Source organism: Ochrobactrum sp. SSR, from assembly GCF_030067775.1.
Lineage (GTDB): Bacteria > Pseudomonadota > Alphaproteobacteria > Rhizobiales > Rhizobiaceae > Brucella > Brucella teleogrylli.
On record NZ_CP125970.1, the window covers coordinates 409257 to 429290 of the forward strand.

The following is a 20034-nucleotide window of genomic DNA, read 5'->3' on the forward strand; positions in this document are numbered from 1 at the left end:
TGCTTCGCGGTCAGGTGCAAGTGTGCGCCATCATCTTTTCGTGCTCTTTTTGTTCTTGTCTGATAAACAGGTTCCCTGTTCGGTCGCAGATGCTATATACCGGCAGCGATTTTGATAAATGGAGCAGTTCCGACATGACTGGCAGCACACTTGCGGCGGAAAATCTGGATGTACGGCGTCGCAAGCTTTTGTTTCGCGCCTGGCATCGCGGCATGCGTGAGATGGATTTGATTCTTGGCCAATATGCTGATGCTTATATTGTCAGTTTCACCGATGCCCAGCTGGATGAATTCGAGCAGATTCTGGAAGTGCTGGATCGTGATCTTCTCAAATGGGTGACGGGCGAAAGCCCTATCCCCGCAGAACATGATACGCCGCTGTTCCGCGATATTGTCGCCTTCCGTGACCGCATAGAGTTTTAAGAAATCCATGCCCGTTTTCAGCAAATTTGGTCTCAAGCCCAATACGGATACGCAAGCCGGACGCCACATCGTCATTGACGGTGTTGCCGATGGCTTCGAGGCGTTCTGCCTCGCGCGTCTGGTGGACGAGATCGGCGAACGCGGGCCAATTATGTATATCGTGCGCGACGGGCAGCGCATTGCCGATCTGGAGCAGGTGTTGGGCTTCGTCGCGCCGGATCTACCGGTGCTGCATCTGCCCGCCTGGGACTGCCTGCCTTATGACCGCGTATCGCCCGGTGCCGATGCATCGGCGCGCAGGCTGACCGCACTGGGTGCTCTGGCAGCGCTCAAGAAGACGCCGCATCCGGCAATTATTCTCACCACGGCCAATGCGGTACTGCAAAAACTGCCGCCGCAGGCGGCCATTGCCGAACAGGTGATTTCGGCGCGTCCCGGCAATCAGCTCGACATGAACGATCTGGCTTCGCGGCTGGAACGCAACGGTTTCGAGCGTGTGTCGACCGTGCGCGATATTGGCGAATTTGCCGTGCGTGGCGGCATCCTTGATCTTTACGCGCCGGGCGCGGAAGAACCTTTGCGGCTGGATTTTTTCGGCGATACGCTGGAAACGATCCGCGCTTTCGATCCCGCATCGCAGCGCACGACGGGAACGCGCAAGGAATTCGTGCTGCAGCCGATGAGCGAAATCACGCTCTCGCCCGATATGATCAGCCGGTTCCGCAAGAATTACGTGGCGATGTTTGGCGCGCCGCAACGTGACGATGCGCTTTATCAGGCAGTCAGCGAGGGACGTCGCTTTGCCGGTATGGAACACTGGCTGCCGCTGTTCTACGATCATCTGGAAACGGTTTTCGACCATGCGGGCGGCATGCCTGTAGTGTTCGACCATCTGGTGCATGAAGCGCTGACCGAGCGTCACACCATGGTGGTGGACCATTATGAAGCGCGGCTGCGTCAGGCTGAAGGCAATGAAGCAGGCAGCGACGCCGTACCCTATAAACCGGTCAAGCCGGAAACCCTCTATCTCACGCCGCAAGCGGTCGAAGATGCGGTGCAGGCGAGCGGACTTCGCATCGACCTTACGCCCTTCGGCACACCGGACGTATCGAACCGCACCATTGTACACGCCGACGCCCATAAGGGCCGCAACTTCGCCGAGGAACGGGCCGCCACCGACGTGAACCTGTTCGAGGCCGCGGTGAAGTACATTGCCGAACTGCGCGCCTCCGGCAAGAAAGTTCTGGTTGCCGCCTGGACGGAAGGTTCGCTTGACCGTCTGTTGCAGGTTCTCGATGAGCACGGGCTGGAAAAGATCGAGACGGTAGATCGGCTTTCAACCGTCAAGGCGCTGTCTCGCGATAAGGTGACGGCGGCAGTTCTTGCCGTGGAAAGCGGCTTTGATGCCGGTGACCTAGTCGTCGTTGCCGAACAGGATATTCTCGGCGACCGTCTTATCCGCCGTTCCAAGCGCCGCAAGCGTGATCAGGATTTCATCTCGGAAGTGGCGTCGCTGACGGCAGGCGATATTGTCGTCCATGTCGATCACGGCATCGGACGTTTCATCGGCCTCAAGACGATTACCGCAGCGGGCGCACCGCATGATTGTCTTGAACTTCACTATGCAGGCGATGACCGGCTGTTCCTGCCGGTCGAAAATATCGAGCTTCTCTCGCGCTACGGCTCGGAAGGCTCCGACGCGGTTCTCGACAAGCTTGGCGGCGGCGCATGGCAGATGCGCAAGGCCAAGCTCAAGAAGCGACTGCTTGAGATTGCGGGCCATCTGATCCAGATCGCCGCCGAACGCCAGATGCGCGGTGCGCCGGTGATGACGCCGCCCGATGGGCTTTATGCGGAATTCTCCGCTCGCTTCCCTTATGATGAGACCGAAGACCAGATGACGGCCATCGAAGCGGTGGCGGATGATCTGGCCGCAGGCAAGCCGATGGATCGCCTGATCTGCGGCGATGTCGGTTTCGGCAAGACGGAAGTGGCGTTGCGCGCCGCCTTTATCGCAGCGCTGAACGGAGTTCAGGTGGCTGTCGTGGTGCCGACCACGCTTTTGTCGCGCCAGCATTTCAAGACTTTCTCCAAGCGTTTCCACGGCCTGCCGATCACCGTTGCCCATGCCTCGCGGCTGGTTGGCACCAAGGAACTGGCCGCCACCAAGAAAGGTCTGGAAGAAGGCACGGTCGATATTGTCGTCGGCACGCATGCGCTGCTCGGCAACTCGATCAAGTTCAAGAATCTCGGCCTGCTCATCATCGATGAGGAGCAGCATTTTGGCGTCAAGCATAAGGAACGGCTCAAGGAGCTGAAATCCGATGTGCATGTGCTGACGCTTTCGGCAACGCCGATCCCGCGCACCTTGCAGCTTGCGCTGACCGGTGTGCGCGAACTCTCGCTCATCACCACACCGCCGGTGGATCGCATGGCGGTCCGCACCTTTGTTTCGCCATTCGATCCACTCGTTATTCGCGAAACGTTGCTGCGCGAGCGTTATCGCGGCGGTCAGAGTTTCTATGTCTGTCCGCGTATTTCCGACCTGGGCGATATCGAAGAATTCCTGAAAGAGCATGTGCCGGAACTAAAAGTCGCCGTGGCGCATGGCCAGATGGCGCCGGGCGTGCTCGACGATATCATGAACGCCTTTTATGACGGTCAGTACGACGTGCTTCTTTCGACGACCATCGTGGAATCCGGCCTCGATATCCCGACCGCGAACACGATGATCGTGCATCGCGCCGATATGTTTGGCCTGGCGCAGCTTTATCAGCTACGCGGGCGCGTGGGTCGTTCCAAGCATCGCGCCTTCGCGCTCTTCACGCTTCCGGCGGGCAAGATGCTGACGCAGATGGCGGAACGTCGCCTGAAAGTGTTGCAATCGCTGGATACGCTTGGCGCGGGCTTCCAGCTTGCCAGCCACGACATGGATATTCGCGGTGCCGGCAATCTCTTGGGCGAGGAACAGTCGGGCCATATCAAGGAAGTCGGTTTCGAGTTGTACCAGCAGATGCTGGAAGAGGCCGTCGCGACCCTCAAGGGTTCGGGCGAAGTGGAAGACAGCCAGTGGTCGCCGCAGATTGCCATCGGCACGGCGGTCATGATCCCCGAAAACTACGTGCCGGATCTGCAATTGCGCCTCGGCCTTTATCGCCGCCTTGCCGATCTGGAAGAGCCACAGGATATCGACGCCTTCGGTGCGGAACTTATCGACCGTTTCGGTCCGATGCCGGAAGAAGTGCAGCATCTGCTCAAGATCGTCTATATCAAGGCGCTCTGCCGTCGCGCTAATGTTGAAAAGCTGGATGCCGGTCCGAAGGGCGTCGTCATCCAGTTCCGTCATGCAACGTTTAACAATCCGGTCGGTCTGGTGAAGATGATCGGCGAGCAGGGCTCCATGGCAAAGATCAGGCCGGATCAGAGCATTGTGTTCATCCGCGACTGGCCGACGCCGGAAAAACGTCTCAACGGCTCGGCTGTCATCATGACGCAGCTGGCGAAAATCGCGGCGGGTTAACCCGCCGCCATAATTGGTCTACCGATCTTCCGAAATCCCCGGCTCAAAGCCTTCCGCCGTCTGGCGAATGGCATCGGCCAGAACATCGGCGTTTTGTGCGCCCATGACGGCATATTTCTGATCGATGATGAAGCAGGGCACGCCGCGCACGCCGATACGGTTGGCGGTGTCGATTTCCTCGCGGATCGTGGCCTTGTCGGCGTCGCTTTCCAGAAGACGGGCGACAACGGCTGCATCCATGCCGACGCTAGCTGCCGCATCGACCAGCACTTCATGGTCGCCAATATCCTGTCCCTGCTCAAAATAGAGCGAGAACAGAGTGCCGACGAGCTTGTTCTGCGTGTCGGGTGCGGCCTGTGCCGCCCAGTGGATCAAACGATGCGCATCGAGCGTGTTGGGCGCGCGAGTGATGGCTTCAAAATCGAAGACAATGCCGTTTTCTTCGCCAAGCTCCGTCAGTTGCTTATGAATGTCATCGATCTTAGAGCTGTTGCCGAATTTCTCGCGCATATAGGCCTGCCGGTCCTTGCCTTGCGGCGGCAGTGTCGGATCGAGCTGAAACGGACGCCAGCGAATTTCAGCTTCCACATCGGGTAGCATGGCGAGCGCATTTTCAAGCCGCTTGCGTCCGAGGAAACACCACGGACAGACGACATCCGATACAACATCGATGGTGATTTTCTTTTCGCTCATGCGGGATGCTCCGTGTGGTTGCGGGAGGCACGCCTCCCGCATCGATATGCATATTATAGGAAATGGATTTAGGGCGAATTACGACCTTATCAAACAGAACTCAAGGCTGAGCGCGCCACCATGTCGGTAGCTGAAAGCCATAGAGCGCTGTTTTTGCAGGATGTTCGATCCGGTCCCAGCGTGCCACCCACTGATAAGGGAGGTGATACAGAGGAATATAATAATCGCCCGATAGCAATATCCGGTCGAGCGCACGCACCGCACTGACGAAATCAGCACGCGTGCGCGCGGCGAGCAGCGCATCAATCATCGCATCGACGGCGGGATCGGCCACGCCTGGATAATTGAAGCTGCCTTGCGCATCACGCGACGCCGCGCCCCAGCGCATCCACTGCTCATTGCCGGGCGACAGCGAACTGGACAGAGCGCCGAGGATCATGTCGTAATCGAAGGTCTGGAGCCGTTGCTGATATTGTGCGTCATCAGCAGTGCGGATATCCACCGTAATGCCGAGCCGGGCCAGATTGCGCTTATAGGCAAGCCCGATCTTCTCTTCTTCCGCCGAGCGCGTCATGATTTCAAATTGCAGCGGCTTGCCGGTGGAATCGACGGCCAGCCCATTGTGGAACTGGAAACCGGCTTCCATCAGAAGATCATAGGCCTGTTTGGCGGGCGTCCGGTCATGGCCGGTGCCGTCGGTGACGGGCACATGCCATGTACCATTCATCACATCTTCACGCACCGCATCGGGATAGGGTGCCAGAAGTTCCCTTTCACGGGCATCGGCGGGTTTGCCGACGGAAGAAAGCTCGGAGCCTTCCCAAAAACTCTGGGTGCGCTTGTACTGGCCTGCAAACAAATTGCGGTTCGCCCATTCAAAGTCGAACAGCAATCCAAGCGCCTGCCGCACGCGACGGTCTGCGAAGATCGGACGACGCGTGTTGAACACGAAGCCCAGCATGTTCGCGGGCGTACCCTTTTCGAAGCTCTCCTTGATGACTTTGCCTTGCTGCACAGCCGGAAAATCATAGGATTTTTCCCACCGCGTCGGATTGCCCTCGATGAAAACATCGAGCAGTCCTTTTTTGAAGGATTCAAACAGGGAGGTTTCGTTGCGATAATATTCGATCGTCAGCGTGTCGAAATTGTCCGTGCCACGCTTGGACGGAATGTCCTTGGCCCAATAATCCGGGTTGCGCTTATAGATGATGCGCTGGCCGGGCTGCACGCCGGACACCAGATAGGGACCGCTGCCGAGCGGCGGCTTCAGTGTGGAATTACCGAAGGTCGCCGGATCGGTTGCGTGTTTCGGAAGAACCGGCATCACCGACGCGATCAGCATCGGAAACTCGCGGTCCGACTTGTCGTTGAAGTTGAAACGCACCGAGCGCTCGCCAGTCTTCTCGATCTTGTCGATCCGGCTCATTCGGTTGTTGAAAGGGGGACGGCCCTTTTCGGTGAGAATTTGATAGGTGAAGATAATATCATCCACCGTCACTGGCTGCCCGTCCGACCATTTGGCCTTCGGGTTCAGCGTGAATTCCACCCATTTCCGTTCGGGGTCTATGGCGACTTTTTCCGCAAGCAGCGGGTAGAGCGTGAAAGGTTCATCGCGTGAGCGCTGCATCAATGTCTCAAAGACGAGATTGCCGAACTCACCATCGCTGAACAGGCCGCGCGCAGTCGTGCGCATGCTTTTGAGCACGAACGGATTGAGGCTGTCGAACGTGCCGACAACACCGACGGTCAGTTTGCCGCCCTTGGGTGCATCAGGATTGGCATAGCGAAAATGCGTAAAGTCGGCAGGAAGCGCCACGTCTCCATGCATGGAGAGAGCATAATCGGGCGCAGCTGCTGTTTCGGCCTGCGCCATACGCGCACCGATTCCCGTCATCGAGACGACCATAGCCGCCGGAAGCCCTAATCTGAGCCCCCGCGTGATTGCCAGCAGGAATTTTCTGCGCAAATGAGCGATCGATCCGTTCAACTTCATTCGTCCATTGTAAGTAAGCGTGAGGCGCTTGTTTTTCAGGAAATACGAAATAGCATTGATTCGTTAGGCGAAATTATCATGATCCTATAATATATAGGTATTTTGGGCGTGTTCCGCGCGTTACAGTACAAATGAAAATGGTGATTTTACGGGATTCCGAGCCTTCCAGATGGAAACTGGTCTGGATTCGCGCCCGCAGTCGTTGTAACACCGCCCCGGAATAGGATTGAAGAGTCCTAAAGGTCACGCTGTTGCCGCATTTTCAAACCAGTGACGGTCTATCGCTGACTAACCAGAATACGGGAACTACAGATCAGAGCGTTGAAAGGAACCTGTTGATCATGTCCAGCACGAAGACAATCGCTGCCACATCGGCCATCGCTGGCGCGTTCGCCTTGCTTGCCTCCGCAACGATGCCTGCATCGGCGCAGCAGCCGCCGCAGGGTTGGTTCAAGGTCTGCTCGAAGCAGGAAGATAACGACATCTGCAACACGCAGAACATCATCACTGCCGATTCCGGCCAGTTGCTGACCGCCGTTAACCTCATCGAGATCAAGGGCAAGATCAATCGCAAGATTTTCCAGGTCACCGTGCCGATTGGCCGCCTGATTCCGGCTGGCGTTGGCATGCAGATCGACAACAACAAAGCGGTAAAGCTTGAATACGGCATCTGCTTCCCTGATCGCTGCATCGCAGAGGCACCGCTGAACGACGATCTGATCAAGGCTCTCCAGAAGGGCGGCAAGCTGACGCTGACCTCGGTCAATTATCAGAACAAGCCGAACCCGATCCCGGTTGCCCTGACCGGCTTCTCGCAGGCTCTCACCGGCCCGGCTCTGAAGCAGTCGGAACTGGAAGACCGCCAGAAGGAACTTCAGGACGCCGTCCAGAAGAAGCAGAAAGATTTCGAAGCCAAGATGAAGGCTGAACAGGAAAAAGCCAAGGGCGCTGCCAACTAATCGGCAAAACCATGGTCATAATAAAAGGGCGCTTTTCAGCGCCCTTTTTCTTTGAACTATCGCTTTTAAAGGTGAGGACAACTTAGTTCGCGTGCTGCGATTTCACCCGATAGGTGCCGTTGTCGAGTCGGTCGAAAATCTCGTCGATCTGCGGATGGCGCAAAGGCTCGTTGCTGACGTCGGGCAGCAGATTTTGCTCGGACACATAGGCCACATATTCGGATTCCGCATTTTCCGCGAAGAGATGATAGAAGGGTTGGTCACGCTGAGGACGTGCGTCCTCCGGTATGGACTCATACCATTCTTCCGTATTTGCGAATTCGGGGTCCACGTCGAAGATAACGCCTCTGAACGGGAACAGCCGGTGTTTCACCACCTGGCCGATTTGGAATTTCGCGTGTTTTATCTGTGTCATACCCATGAGATGTTATGTAGTTCACCGTCCGCCAAATTAAAGCGGGCGTGAAACATGAAGTTTTTGAGGGAAGCCTTTATTTGCTGGCGTTGTCGCGTCGACGGTCTGCCAGCTTGGGAAGTTTGGGGAGAAAATGCGTAAAGCCGCTGCCGGGGCGCAGGCCTTCCCGCATGAAGAATGACCGCAACGGCGCGAAGGATCGCAGCATTTCCAACCCGACGCCGCGCGCGATCTGCGCAGGTAGCATGGGCGACAGAAGCGAGCGGTTGAGCGCATCGACCGAGCCGGTTCGGGCCAGAATATCTGGACGGCGTGCGCGGTCATAAGCGCGGATCACACGATCAGAACCTGGATCGACAGAATCGCTTTCGATGGCCTTTACCAGCGTTTCCACGTCGCGTGTGCCGAGATTAAGCCCTTGTGCACCGATGGGTGGGAAAACATGGGCTGCTTCGCCAATCAGGATGGTTCGCTTGGCTGCAAATGCGTTTGGCACCAGCCCGGACAGAGGCCAGCCCTGCGGGCGCACGTCGATTTCGATCCGGCCGAGCATCGACTGCATCATCTCCTCGACCTGTGCGGCCAGAGCCTGATCGTCCAGCGTGAGCAAGGTTTCTGCGCGTTCCGGGTTCACCACCCACACAAGGCTCGAACGCTTGCCTTTCAGTGGAACCTGCGTGAACGGGCCGTGTTCGGTATGAAATTCTGTCGAGATGTTTTCGTGGCTGATGCTGTGGGCGAAGGACAAGACAACAGCGGTTTGTGGATAGTTCCAGCGGCGCGCGCGGATGCCTGCGGCTTCGCGTGCGCCGGAATTGCGCCCATCAGCGGCGACTAAAAGGCGGGCATGGAGCGTATCGCCACCCGCCAATGTCACCGTTACATGGTCGCCATTGGGGCGATATTCGATAGCCGACGCCGTGTTGCGCTCGATATTGGCGCTCTCGGCCACAGCTTCGGCAAGCTTCGCGTTGAGAACGGCATTGGGGATATTATAGCCAAATGCCTCTTCGCCGATTTCACCGGCGCGGAAGGTGACTGTCGGGCTGCGGACAAGGCGCTGCGTCGCATCGACAATGCGCATGGAGGCGAGCGGTGCGGCTTCCGGCTGGATGGACGACCAGACGCCGATCTGTTCGAGAAAACGGATGGCGGGCATCATCAGCGCCGTCGTGCGGCGGTCGCCCTTGTCCGTTTCGGGTCCCAGAAGGATGGTGCGATAGCCCTTCGCGCCAAGCGCAAGCGCGGCCATCATGCCAGCAGGGCCGCCACCGCTGATCACGATGTCAGTCATTGGCTTGTTCGCAACCAGATCGTTCATTCGCTTCATCCTTCGTCGGGACGTGTCGGCCAGAAGTGCAGCTATGAAGATGATTCTTCCGTGCCGTTCTCAAGCAGCACTTAGACCGAAATGCCGGCAAAGGCCATTCTTCCGTGGAATTAAGGCTGATTTGCCTCATGCCTTACTTGCTCTTTTGAGCTTATTCGGGGAAAGCTTCCACTAAGAACACGGCTTTTCTGGGATAGATCACGTCAGGATCCAACAGAACAGTTGGGGCGTCAGTTTGTTTGGTGTAAACGCCCACGATGAGCCTAAGGTAAGCCCAAGGTGAGCCAAGGCGAGATTTGAAATAAAATCGCTGTATCTTCTGCGGAAACTGCGCGGCGACAAAACGGAATGGCGAACAGCGTGAAAACCAAACTGACCGGAAAACTCAAAGCCAAGAAAGTCACCGCGCCGCAAGCCAAGGCGTTTTCTGTCCATTTGCTGACGGCATCGGGGTCGTTTCTGGCTTTTCTGTCCATCGTCGCGGCCAGCGACGGGCGATATACGGCGATGTGGTGGTGGCTTGGCCTCGCGCTGTTCGTAGATGGCATCGACGGGCCAATCGCGCGCAAGCTCGAAGTCAAATATGTGTTGCCCAACTGGTCGGGTGAACTGCTCGACAACATCATCGACTATGTCACCTACGTCCTGATCCCTGCTTTTGCCTTGTATCAGAGCGGCTTTATGGGGACGAACCTCTCCTTCATATCCGGCGCGATCATCGTCGTGTCGAGCGCGATCTATTATGCCGATACCGGCATGAAGACGAAGGAGAACTTCTTCAAGGGCTTCCCGGTGGTGTGGAACATGGTGGTCTTCACCCTGTTCATCGTCAGGCCGGGAGAATGGGTGGCGTTCGGCACCGTGGTTGCATCGGCGATCCTGTCCTTCCTGCCGATCAACTTCCTGCATCCGGTGCGCGTTGTGCGCCTGCGCCCGATCAATCTCACGGTGTTTCTGCTCTGGTGCGCCTTTGGTGCGATCGCGCTTTATTATACGCTGGATGCGCCGCTCTGGGTGCGCGTGGGCATTTCCGTGACCGGGCTCTATATCTATTTCATTGGCGCAGTGATGCAGTTCTTCCCCGGCCTTGGGCGCACCGCCGCCGTTATTGAGGCCGAGAAAGTTGCAGCTGCAAAAAAGAGCGGAGACGTATGATGATCAATGCCATTCGCGTTCATCAGACCGGCGGGCCTGAAGTTCTGAACTATGAGCAGATCGAAATCGGTGAGCCGGGGCCGGGTGAAGCGAAGGTTCGCCATGAAGCCGTCGGCCTCAATTTCATCGACGTTTATTTCCGCACGGGTCTCTACAAGGCAGCGCAAATGCCGTTCACGCCCGGCAATGAAGGTGCTGGCACGGTTATTGCCGTTGGTGCCGGTGTTGACAATGTGAAGGTGGGTGACCGCGTCGCTTATGTGGCAACGCCGGGTTCCTATGCCGACGAGCGCATTTTGCCTGCCGACCGTCTGGTGATCGTGCCGGAAAGCATTGATCTCAAAACTGCCGCTTCCATGATGCTGAAGGGCATGACGGCGCAATATCTGTTGCGGCGCACCTTCCGGGTTGAAGCCGGACAGACGATCCTTTTTCATGCGGCGGCTGGCGGTGTCGGCCTGATCGCAGGGCAGTGGGCCAAGCATCTTGGAGCAACGGTTATCGGCACAGCCGGATCGCCAGACAAGATCGCGCTTGCCAAGCAGCATGGCTATGACCATGTCATTAATTACCGCACGGAAAATTTCGCCGAAAGAGTGCGTGAACTGACCAATGGCGCAGGCGTGGACGTGGTTTACGACTCTGTCGGTCGCGATACCTATATGGGATCGCTGGACGTCCTGAAGCCGCTCGGCATGTTCGCCTGTTTCGGCCAGTCATCGGGTGTCATTCCGCCGTTTGATCTTGGGCTTCTGGCGCAGAAAGGGTCGCTCTTCGCAACCCGTCCGACATTGTTCAACTATGTCGCCAAGCGTTCCGACCTCGAAAAGACCGCAGCCGAGCTTTTCGACGTGGTGGGCAGCGGTGCGGTGAAGATAGAAATCAACCAGACCTATGCGCTCAAAGACGCCCGCAAGGCGCATGAGGAACTGGAAGCGCGCAAGACCACCGGAACCAGTATTTTACTCCCGTAATGTCGTCTGATTGACCTTGTTTTCGTGGCGCGGGTGAGGGGCGACCTATCGCCGATGTGCATATGTTAGGCAGAGCCTGCTTTTGCTCTTTTCAAGTGCAAAATTGCTGCTAAGGTCTTTCAAAAAATACATTTGGGGAATAATGTCAGCCAATTTATCCGACCGGCCTCTTCTGGATGTCCGCCGGCTCACGAAACTATTTGGGCAGCTCAGAGCTTGCGATGGGGTTGATCTCACCATTGCCAAGGGCGAAATTCACGCGCTTCTGGGCGAGAACGGCGCTGGAAAATCCACTTTCGTTAAGATGCTGTTCGGTGCGCTGCAACCGCTTGAAGGCGAAATCGTCTGGAAGGGCCAGAGCGTCGTCATTGGCGAACCTGCCGCTGCAAGAACGCTCGGCATCGGCATGGTTTTTCAGCATTTTTCGCTTTTCGACTCGCTGACTGCCGCTGAAAATATCGCTCTCTCGCTGGATAGCGCTCTGTCGCTGTCCGATGTGGCAAAACGGGCCAGCGAAGTGGGCAAGACCTATGGCTTGCCGGTCGATCCGCAGGCCCATGTCGGCGACCTTTCGGTCGGCGAGCGCCAGCGCATCGAAATCGTGCGTTGTCTGTTGCAGGAACCGGACCTGATCATTCTGGACGAACCGACCTCGGTTCTGACGCCGCAGGAAGCCGACCGCCTGTTTGAAACACTGGAACGGCTGAAGGCTGAAGGCAAATCCATTCTCTATATCAGTCATCGTCTGGAAGAGGTGAAGCGGCTTTGCGACCGCGCAACGGTGTTGCGCCACGGTAAGGTGGTTGGGCATTGCGATCCACGCAAGGAAACGGCGGCGTCGCTCGCCCGCATGATGGTTGGCAACGACATCAAGGTGGTGGCGCGCAGCCCGATGGATGCTCCGGCGACGCGCGCCGAAGCGCTGTTTGAAATCAAGTCTTTGTCACAACCGCCACGGGGGCCGTTTTCCACAGCGCTTAAAGATATCTCGCTTTCGGTGGCCGCTGGCGAAGTCGTGGGGCTTGCGGGCGTTGCTGGCAATGGGCAGGGCGAATTCTTTGAAGCCATTTCCGGCGAGGTGCTGCAATCGGCTGCATCGACTGTACGTATTCGAGGCAAGGATGCAGGCAGGCTCGGCATCAGCGAACGGCGCATGATGGGGGCGGCCTTTGTGCCGGAAGAGCGGCTTGGCCACGGTGCGGTGCCGTCATTGTCACTGACCGACAATCTGTTTCTGTCGCGCTACAAGACCGATGCGAAAGCGTTCCTGCGCGGCGGCGCGTTAAAGTTGATCGCCGAAAGCGCACTGCATTCCGCTGCGCGACGCATTATTGAGCGGATGGATGTGCGCAAAAGCGCAGAAAACCCGCCAGCTTCGGCACTGTCCGGCGGCAATCTGCAAAAGTTCATCATTGGTCGTGAACTTGATCGTTCGCCATCGGTCATGGTCATCAACCAGCCGACATGGGGCGTCGATGCGGGTGCTGCGGCTCATATCCGGCAGGCCCTTGTGGACCTTGCGCGATCGGGCTCTGCCGTTCTTGTCATTAGCCAGGATCTCGATGAACTCTTCGAAATCAGTGACCGGATAGCGGTCATGAATCACGGTCAGCTTTCCGAGCCTATGCCTGTTGCCGAATTGACTCTTGAAAAGATCGGCCTGCTGATGGGCGGCATTTCCGGTGAAGCAGAGATGGGTGCGGCCTGATGCGGATCGAACTCGTCAAACGCCCCCAGCCGTCTAAGCTTTTCAGCGCCTTGTCGCCCTTGCTGGCTCTGGCGCTGACCTTCATTTTCGGCGGTCTCGCCTTCGCATTGATGGGCAAAGACCCGCTCAATGCGCTTTATGTGTTCTTTGTCGAACCTTTGTTCGATATCTGGTCGTGGCATGAATTGCTGGTCAAGGCCGCGCCGCTGATCCTGATCGCGGTGGGTCTGTGCGTCTGCTTCCTGTCGAACAACTGGAATATCGGTGCTGAAGGGCAATTCATCATGGGGGCCGTCACCGGTTCTATTCTGCCGGTGATGTTTCCCGACTTTCAGTCGTGGCTCGTGCTGCCGCTGATGATGCTGATGGGCATGGCGGGCGGTGCTGCCTATGCGTCGGTTCCGGCCTTTCTCAAGGTCCGCTTCAATACGAACGAGATTCTCACCAGCCTGATGCTGGTCTATGTGGCGCAACTCTTCCTCGACTGGCTGGTGCGCGGACCGTGGCGTAACCCGGAAGGCTATAACTTCCCGGAAACGCGCCAGTTTAATGACAGCGCTATTCTGCCGGAAATATGGAGTGAATCGGGACGCGCCCATTGGGGCTTCATTCTGGCGCTGATTGCCGCGCTATTGGTCTGGTTCCTGCTCAAGCACACGCTGAAGGGCTTCGAGGTCAAGGTCATCGGCCAAAGCCCGAGGGCAGGGCGCTTCGCGGGCTTCAGTTCCGGCAAACTAGTGTTTTTCGTCTTTGCCGTTTCAGGCGCGCTGGCCGGCCTTGCCGGTATTGCGGAAACATCTGGCGCTATCGGGCAGCTTCGTCCGGTCATTTCACCCGGCTACGGATTCACCGCAATCATCGTCGCGTTTCTCGGGCGTCTGAACCCGCTCGGCGCTATCGCTGCAGGCCTTGTGTTGGCGCTGTCCTATCTCGGCGGCGAGGCGGCGCAGGTTGCCATCGGCATTTCAGAAAAATCGGCGCGCGTGTTTCAGGGCATGATCCTGTTCTTTGTGCTGGCCTGTGATACGCTCATTCTCTACCGCATTCGTTTTGTCAGCGCACACAAAACGGGAAAGGCCTGATCCGATGGAACTGACACAGGCCATTCTTCTCACTATCGCCACCGCCGCAACACCGCTGCTGATCGCAGCCATTGGAGAATTGGTGGTTGAACGTTCGGGCGTTCTCAATCTGGGCGTCGAAGGCATGATGCTGATGGGCGCTGTTTCCGGCTTCGCAGCAGCGCAGCTCACCGGCTCGGCATGGCTCGGCCTATTGGCGGGCATAGCCGTTGGAACCCTGTTCTCGGCCATTTTCGGCTTCCTGACGCTTACTCTGGTCACCAATCAGGTGGCAACTGGTCTTGCTCTCACCATTCTGGGTATCGGCGCTTCAGCACTCTTGGGCGAAAGCTTTGTTGGTGTTCCGGGTGTCCGGCTCGATGCTATCTATATTCCCTATTTCACGGATATTCCTCTGGTTGGGCGGTTCCTGTTCGGGCAAGACCCGATCTTTTACTTCTCGCTCATGCTGGTTGCAGCAGTGACGTGGTTCCTGTTTCGCACGCGCGCGGGGCTCACCTTGCGCGCCATTGGCGACAGCCACGGTTCCGCCCATGCGCTTGGCGTGCATGTGGTGCGCACACGCTATCTGGCGGTGCTGTTCGGCGGTGCCTGCGCAGGCCTTGCGGGCGCGCAACTCTCGCTCGTCTATGTGCCGCAATGGGTGGAAAACATGACCGCCGGTCGCGGCTGGATCGCTTTGGCGCTCGTCGTTTTTGCGTCGTGGCGACCATGGCGGGTGCTGATCGGGGCTTATCTTTTTGGCGCTGTGACCATCGGCCAGCTGCATGCGCAGGCGCTTGGTTTCGGCCTGCCGTCGCAATTGCTTTCGGCGTTGCCCTATATCGCGACCATCGTGGTGCTGGTCATCATCTCGCGCAACAAGCGCCTGACGATGATGAACACGCCTGCGTCGCTCGGTAAGCCGTTCGTTCCGGACAGATAGGGGTTAAACGCGAACCGGTTCCCACGACAGGACGGTTTCGTTTTTATAGGGTGCAAACAAGGAGTGCAGGGACCATGAAAAAGACGCTTATGGCCATCGCCACCGCTGCCAGCTTTATGCTCGGCGGCGCGGCGCATGCAGAAGACAAACTCAAAGTGGGCTTCATCTATATCGGACCTCCGGGCGACTTCGGCTGGACCTATCAGCATGATCAGGCGCGCAAGGAACTGGTCGAAGCGCTGGGCGACAAGATCGAGACCACCTTTCTTGAAAACGTGCCGGAAGGTGCTGACGCCGAGCGTTCCATCGAACGTCTGGCGCGCGCTGGCAATCAGCTGATTTTCACGACCTCGTTCGGCTATATGGACCCGACCGTCAAGGTCGCCAAGAAGTTCCCGAAGGTGAAGTTCGAGCATGCGACCGGCTATAAAACCGCCGACAACATGTCAGCCTATAATGCGCGCTTCTATGAAGGCCGTTATGTGCAGGGCGTGATCGCCGCCAAGATGTCGACCAAGGGCGTTGCCGGTTACATCGCCTCAGTGCCGGTTCCGGAAGTCGTGCAGGGCATCAATGCCTTTATGCTCGGCGCACAGTCGATCAATCCTGAATTCAAGGTCAAGGTAATCTGGGTCAATTCCTGGTTCGATCCGGGCAAGGAAGCTGATGCCGCCAAGGCTCTGATCGATCAGGGCGTGGACATCATCACCCAGCACACCGATTCCACCGCTGCCATTCAGGTGGCGCATGATCGCGGCATCAAGGCTTTTGGTCAGGCTTCGGACATGATCAAGTTCGCCCCCGACACGCAGCTTACGGCAGTCGTGGACGAATGGGGTCCATACTATATCGACCGCACCAAGGCTGTTCTCGACGGCAGCTGGAAGAGCCAGAATGTCTGGTGGGGCATGAAGGAAGGCCTCGTCAAGATGGCGCCTTACACCAACATGCCGGATGACGTGAAGAAACTGGCCGAGGAAACCGAAGCCAAGATCAAGTCTGGCGAACTGAAGCCTTTCACCGGCCCGATCAAGAAGCAGGACGGTTCGGAATGGCTGAAGGCTGGCGAACAGGCCGACGACAAGACCCTGCTTGGCCTGAATTTCTATGTCGCTGGCGTGGACGACAAGCTCCCGCAGTAAGCATAGTTCACAGGCAAAAAAAGAAGGGCGCCTCAAGCGCCCTTTTTCTTTTTTATAAGCTTTTTTACAGAGCTTTCTTAAAGCGACAGTTTAAGGCCTTCATGACTGTCGGTGAAACCAAGCGACTGATAAAAACGCAGCGCATCGGAACGGGATTTGTCCGTGGTGAGCTGCACCAGCCCGCAGCCCCGTTCGCGGCATTTCTCGATAGCCCATTCGATCATCTGACGACCAATGCCGCCGCCGCGAATATCGCTCGCTATGCGCACACTTTCGATCTGGCCGCGCCATTGGCCCAGGCGGGACAGGCCCGGAATGAAGCTCAGCTGCATGCAGCCAATGATCCGCCCGTCATGCTCGACCACGGCCAGAAACTGGTTCGGATCGGCGTCGATGGCTGCGAAGGCATTCAGATATTCGTCGCGCAATGGCAGACTGGCGTCTTCGCGCTTTGCGCCAAGCCCGTCATCGGCAAGCATGGCGACGATAGCCGCCACATCTGCCGATGTTGCTTTTCTGATGGCAATGGCAGCCGGAGCCACCATCAGACCGCGATGCCATGCAGATCGTAGGCGTCGCTCGCTTCGATCTTTACAGTCACAATGTCGCCGACGCGCAGCGGTCGGCGCGACTGGATATGCACGCTGCCGTCGATTTCGGGTGCGTCATAGCGGGTGCGGCCCTTGGCAACGGTGCCGTTTGCCTCGTCAATAATGACCGGCAGACGCTTGCCGACTTTCTTCTTGAGAAGATTGGTGGATATCTGCTGTTGCTTAGCCATGAAACGATGCCAGCGGGCTTCCTTGATTTCTTCCGGCACCTGCTCAAGACCAAGATCATTGGCCTTTGCACCCTTGACCGGCTCATATTTGAAGCAGCCCGCGCGTTCGATCTTGGCTTCGTCGAGCCAGTCGAGCAGCAGCTGGAAATCCTCTTCCGTTTCACCCGGATAGCCGACGATAAAGGTCGAGCGTACCGCCAGATCAGGGCAGGTTTCACGCCATGCCTGAATGCGGCGCGAGGTCTTTTCCTGATGGGCTGGGCGGCGCATGTTTTTCAGAACCGCAGGCGAAGCATGCTGGAACGGAATATCGAGGTAAGGCAGAATTTTGCCCTCCGCCATCAGCGGAATGACTTCGTCGACATGCGGGTAGGGGTAGACATAGTGCATGCGCACCCAGACGCCCATGTCGCCCAGTTCGCGCGAAAGGTCGAGGAATTTTGTGCGGACCGTACGGTCCTGCCACATGGCTTCCTGATACTTGATGTCGAGGCCGTAGGCGCTCGTATCCTGAGAGATAACAAGGATTTCCTTGACCCCGGCGCTCACCAGCTTCTCGGCCTCGCGCAGCACCTGATCGATCGGGCGCGAGACGAGATCGCCGCGCAGCGCCGGAATGATGCAGAAAGAGCAGCGGTTCGAGCAGCCCTCGGAAATCTTCAGATAGGCATAATGGCGCGGCGTGAGCTTCACACCCTGCGGCGGCACCAGATCGACGAACGGATCATGCGCGGGCGGGGCAGCTTCGTGCACGGCACTCATGACGCTTTCATAGGCCTGTGGGCCGGTGATGGCGAGAACATTCGGGTGACGTTCGCGGATGACCTCCGGTTCGGCACCGAGGCAGCCGGTGACGATCACCTTGCCGTTTTCGTTGAGAGCGAGGCCGATGGCATCAAGCGACTCATCGCGGGCAGAATCGAGAAAGCCGCAGGTGTTGACGATCACCAGATCGGCGCCGTCATGCTTGCGGGAGATTTCATAGCCTTCCGAGCGGAGGCTGGTGATGATGCGTTCGGAATCAACCAGCGCCTTCGGGCAGCCAAGTGAAACGAAACTGACGCGCGGTGCGCTCATTGGGGAAACCTTGCAAATTTCGGAAATTGCGCGCGCAATACCACGACCAAGGGGCCAAGGTAAAGCTTGGATGCCGGGTAGTGTTGCCGCAGCCAGGGCCGCAGCATCGAAAAGCGGCGGGTTGTTATAGGCAATAAAAAAAACCGGGACTCGAGGTCCCGGTTTCATAACATCCTGTGAAACAGGCTTATTCGGCAGCGTCGGCGGGAGCAGCGTTCAGCAGGCCGTAGCGTTCTTCACCGATCTTGGACAGCAGGTCGAGCTGGGTTTCGAGGAAGTCGATATGACCTTCTTCATCCGCCAGAAGCTCGTCGAAAAGCTGCTTGGAAACGTAGTCGCCGAGTTCGTCGCAGATTTCGCGCGACTTCTTGTAGGAAGCACGAGCGTCATATTCACCGGCAAGATCGGCTTCCAGAACTTCCTTGACGTTCTGGCCGATGCGCAGCGGTGCGAGAGTCTGCAGGTTTGGGTGACCTTCGAGGAAGATGATGCGGTCGATGATCTTGTCAGCGTGATGCATCTCTTCGATGGATTCTTCACGCTCTTTCTTGGCAAGACGCGTGAAACCCCAGTCGTTCAGCAGGCGGTAGTGCAGCCAATACTGGTTGACGGCGCCGAGCTCGAGAAACAGAGCCTCGTTAAGCCGCTCGATGACCTTTGGTTCGCCTTTCATTCCATGAACTCCCGAATTTGTCGCGTAGAGAACGTACACGATCCATGAACTGGATAACGTTTTCGTCCATTTGGTTGTGACGAAGATGATACTCTTCAGTCACCCTTATGATCGTTTCTACGACGTTTGGGAAGCAGCCGCAGCAGCGGCCGCGCTTGGACATGGCATTATAGACGGTGCCGGGGACGATAAGCTGCCAGCAGTCCTGATCGAGAAGTTCGATCACAACTGCTTCGATATCTTTATCTGTGATGACGTTACAGCTGCAAACTAGCATGAGATGGATACTCCCATGCCGTTTTGGCAGTAAAAACCCGACGCGGAATGCGAAAAACGGAGGAAGTTTACCTGATTGCCCGGTACTTCTACTTCAAGATCGCTGCTGGAAACGCGCAGCGTTATTTTACTGGTGGCGCAAGGCCAAGATGAACCGGACAATGGTTCCTCCAATTGCAAGGGTTAAAGGCCCGAACATTAAAGGTCTATTTCGACGGTCTGTTAAACTCGCCAAACTAGGTCAGGTTATGGCTGGCGAGCGGGGTATCTGTCAAATTCTATGTTTTTGAAATGTTCTAAAAAACAATAACTTAGAATCATTCTAAATATGAGTTAACTACCCATGTTTAAACACTAATTGTCTGTTAAAATGCTCTATCGGGAAGGGCGTTGAAGCGATGCCGATAGAGGCTGTGCCATTTCGCCGCACCCATGTGGAAAAGGTGGGCGTGGCAATGGCTTGAAGCGTAATCCGATGGCTTTTTCGAATTTGACGTTTGAAACAGCTTATGTGTCAGCCGGGATTAAAACGCCAAATTCAATCCACTAGGCGCCTTCGACGGCACTGAAGCCTTCAAACTGCGGTGGTCCGAGATAGAGAGGCTTGTTGGTTCCGGCATTGCGATGCGCTTCGCGGAACTGTTCCGACTTGGTCCAGAAGACAAAGTCTTCGCGGCTGCGCCAGACCGTATGGGAAGCATAGAGCGTATAGCCTTCTTCCTCATTGGTTGCGCCGCGCAGCAGGTGGAACGTTTCAAAGCCCGGCAAATCGGAAAGCGTGGAATCGCGGTTTTTCCAGACGGCTTCGAAATCGGCTTCGCTGCCGACGCGCACCTTGAAGCGATTCATGGCTATGAACATGGCTCATCCTTTTCCATTAGGTTTGGACTGGCTTTAGATCGACTATAT

18 protein-coding genes are annotated in these 20034 nt (G+C 56.9%); 9 read left to right on the forward strand and 9 right to left on the reverse strand.

Translation table 11 applies throughout. The features are described 5' to 3' along the window. Nucleotides 1-134: 134 nt before the first annotated feature. Together QLQ11_RS13395 and mfd are read left to right on the forward strand one after the other, a co-directional pair. Nucleotides 135-422, forward strand: a complete 288-nt coding sequence (locus QLQ11_RS13395) for a succinate dehydrogenase assembly factor 2 (RefSeq protein ID WP_109367532.1) — start codon at nt 135-137, stop codon at nt 420-422. 7 nt (nt 423-429) lie between these two features. Then, on the forward strand, nt 430-3942 hold the full coding sequence (gene mfd, locus QLQ11_RS13400; protein ID WP_109367531.1) for a transcription-repair coupling factor: 3513 nt from the start codon (nt 430-432) through the stop codon (nt 3940-3942). A gap of 18 nt (nt 3943-3960) precedes the next feature. On the opposite strand, the gene QLQ11_RS13405 is transcribed toward mfd, so the two are convergent. Both QLQ11_RS13405 and QLQ11_RS13410 read right to left on the reverse strand, forming a co-directional pair. Further along, on the reverse strand, nt 3961-4635 hold the full coding sequence (locus QLQ11_RS13405) for a DsbA family oxidoreductase (protein ID WP_109367530.1): 675 nt from the start codon (nt 4633-4635) through the stop codon (nt 3961-3963). Nucleotides 4636-4735: 100 nt separating this feature from the next. Further along, nucleotides 4736-6628 (reverse strand): extracellular solute-binding protein, encoded by a 1893-nt coding sequence (locus tag QLQ11_RS13410; protein ID WP_371831101.1) that lies wholly within the window; start codon nt 6626-6628, stop codon nt 4736-4738. A gap of 341 nt (nt 6629-6969) precedes the next feature. Between QLQ11_RS13410 and QLQ11_RS13415 the strand changes: the two genes are divergently transcribed. Next, nucleotides 6970-7587, forward strand: coding sequence for an invasion associated locus B family protein (locus QLQ11_RS13415; RefSeq protein ID WP_109367528.1), 618 nt, complete (start codon nt 6970-6972; stop codon nt 7585-7587). Between the two features lie 82 nt (nt 7588-7669). On the opposite strand, the gene hspQ is transcribed toward QLQ11_RS13415, so the two are convergent. After that, nucleotides 7670-8008 carry a heat shock protein HspQ gene (hspQ, locus tag QLQ11_RS13420; protein WP_109367527.1) on the reverse strand — a complete coding sequence of 113 codons (339 nt, stop codon included), beginning with the start codon at nt 8006-8008 and terminating at the stop codon, nt 7670-7672. 70 nt (nt 8009-8078) lie between these two features. Beyond that, entirely contained in the window at nt 8079-9323 is a 1245-nt protein-coding gene (locus QLQ11_RS13425; RefSeq protein ID WP_109367526.1) for a UbiH/UbiF family hydroxylase, read from the reverse strand. A 357-nt stretch (nt 9324-9680) separates the two neighbouring features. Here QLQ11_RS13425 and pcsA point away from each other — a divergent pair, with 357 nt between their 5' ends. The 6 genes from pcsA (at nt 9681) to QLQ11_RS13455 (ending at nt 16318) form a co-directional block, all read left to right on the forward strand. After that, nucleotides 9681-10487, forward strand: coding sequence for a phosphatidylcholine synthase (gene pcsA / locus QLQ11_RS13430; RefSeq protein WP_109367525.1), 807 nt, complete (start codon nt 9681-9683; stop codon nt 10485-10487). Then, nucleotides 10487-11461: a quinone oxidoreductase gene (locus QLQ11_RS13435; protein ID WP_109367524.1), complete on the forward strand. Its 975-nt coding sequence runs from the start codon at nt 10487-10489 to the stop codon at nt 11459-11461. Before pcsA ends, QLQ11_RS13435 begins: the two co-directional genes overlap by 1 nt. A gap of 142 nt (nt 11462-11603) precedes the next feature. After that, a complete protein-coding gene (locus QLQ11_RS13440; RefSeq protein ID WP_109367523.1) occupies nt 11604-13169 on the forward strand; it encodes an ABC transporter ATP-binding protein in 1566 nt (521 codons plus the stop codon). Next, nucleotides 13169-14251 carry an ABC transporter permease gene (locus tag QLQ11_RS13445; RefSeq protein WP_109367522.1) on the forward strand — a complete coding sequence of 361 codons (1083 nt, stop codon included), beginning with the start codon at nt 13169-13171 and terminating at the stop codon, nt 14249-14251. The genes QLQ11_RS13440 and QLQ11_RS13445 overlap by 1 nt, the downstream gene beginning before the upstream one ends. A gap of 4 nt (nt 14252-14255) precedes the next feature. Further along, complete coding sequence (locus QLQ11_RS13450) at nt 14256-15176, forward strand: ABC transporter permease (protein ID WP_109367521.1); 921 nt, start codon at nt 14256-14258, stop codon at nt 15174-15176. Nucleotides 15177-15250: 74 nt separating this feature from the next. Further along, complete coding sequence (locus tag QLQ11_RS13455) at nt 15251-16318, forward strand: BMP family ABC transporter substrate-binding protein (RefSeq protein ID WP_121539622.1); 1068 nt, start codon at nt 15251-15253, stop codon at nt 16316-16318. Nucleotides 16319-16395: 77 nt separating this feature from the next. On the opposite strand, the gene QLQ11_RS13460 is transcribed toward QLQ11_RS13455, so the two are convergent. The 5 genes from QLQ11_RS13460 to QLQ11_RS13480 all read right to left on the reverse strand — a co-directional run bounded on the left by QLQ11_RS13460 (nt 16396) and on the right by QLQ11_RS13480 (nt 19986). Continuing rightward, nucleotides 16396-16863, reverse strand: coding sequence for a GNAT family N-acetyltransferase (locus tag QLQ11_RS13460; protein WP_109367519.1), 468 nt, complete (start codon nt 16861-16863; stop codon nt 16396-16398). After that, entirely contained in the window at nt 16863-18176 is a 1314-nt protein-coding gene (rimO, locus tag QLQ11_RS13465; RefSeq protein WP_121538809.1) for a 30S ribosomal protein S12 methylthiotransferase RimO, read from the reverse strand. The genes QLQ11_RS13460 and rimO overlap by 1 nt, the downstream gene beginning before the upstream one ends. Nucleotides 18177-18363: 187 nt before the next feature. Further along, nucleotides 18364-18849, reverse strand: a complete 486-nt coding sequence (bfr, locus tag QLQ11_RS13470; RefSeq protein ID WP_109367517.1) for a bacterioferritin — start codon at nt 18847-18849, stop codon at nt 18364-18366. Further along, the gene (locus QLQ11_RS13475; protein ID WP_109367516.1) at nt 18815-19126 is read right to left on the reverse strand and encodes a bacterioferritin-associated ferredoxin; all 312 of its coding nucleotides are present in this window, start codon (nt 19124-19126) and stop codon (nt 18815-18817) included. The genes bfr and QLQ11_RS13475 overlap by 35 nt, the downstream gene beginning before the upstream one ends. A 545-nt stretch (nt 19127-19671) precedes the next feature. After that, nucleotides 19672-19986 carry an antibiotic biosynthesis monooxygenase gene (locus QLQ11_RS13480; protein ID WP_109367515.1) on the reverse strand — a complete coding sequence of 105 codons (315 nt, stop codon included), beginning with the start codon at nt 19984-19986 and terminating at the stop codon, nt 19672-19674. Between the last annotated feature and the right edge of the window lie 48 nt (nt 19987-20034).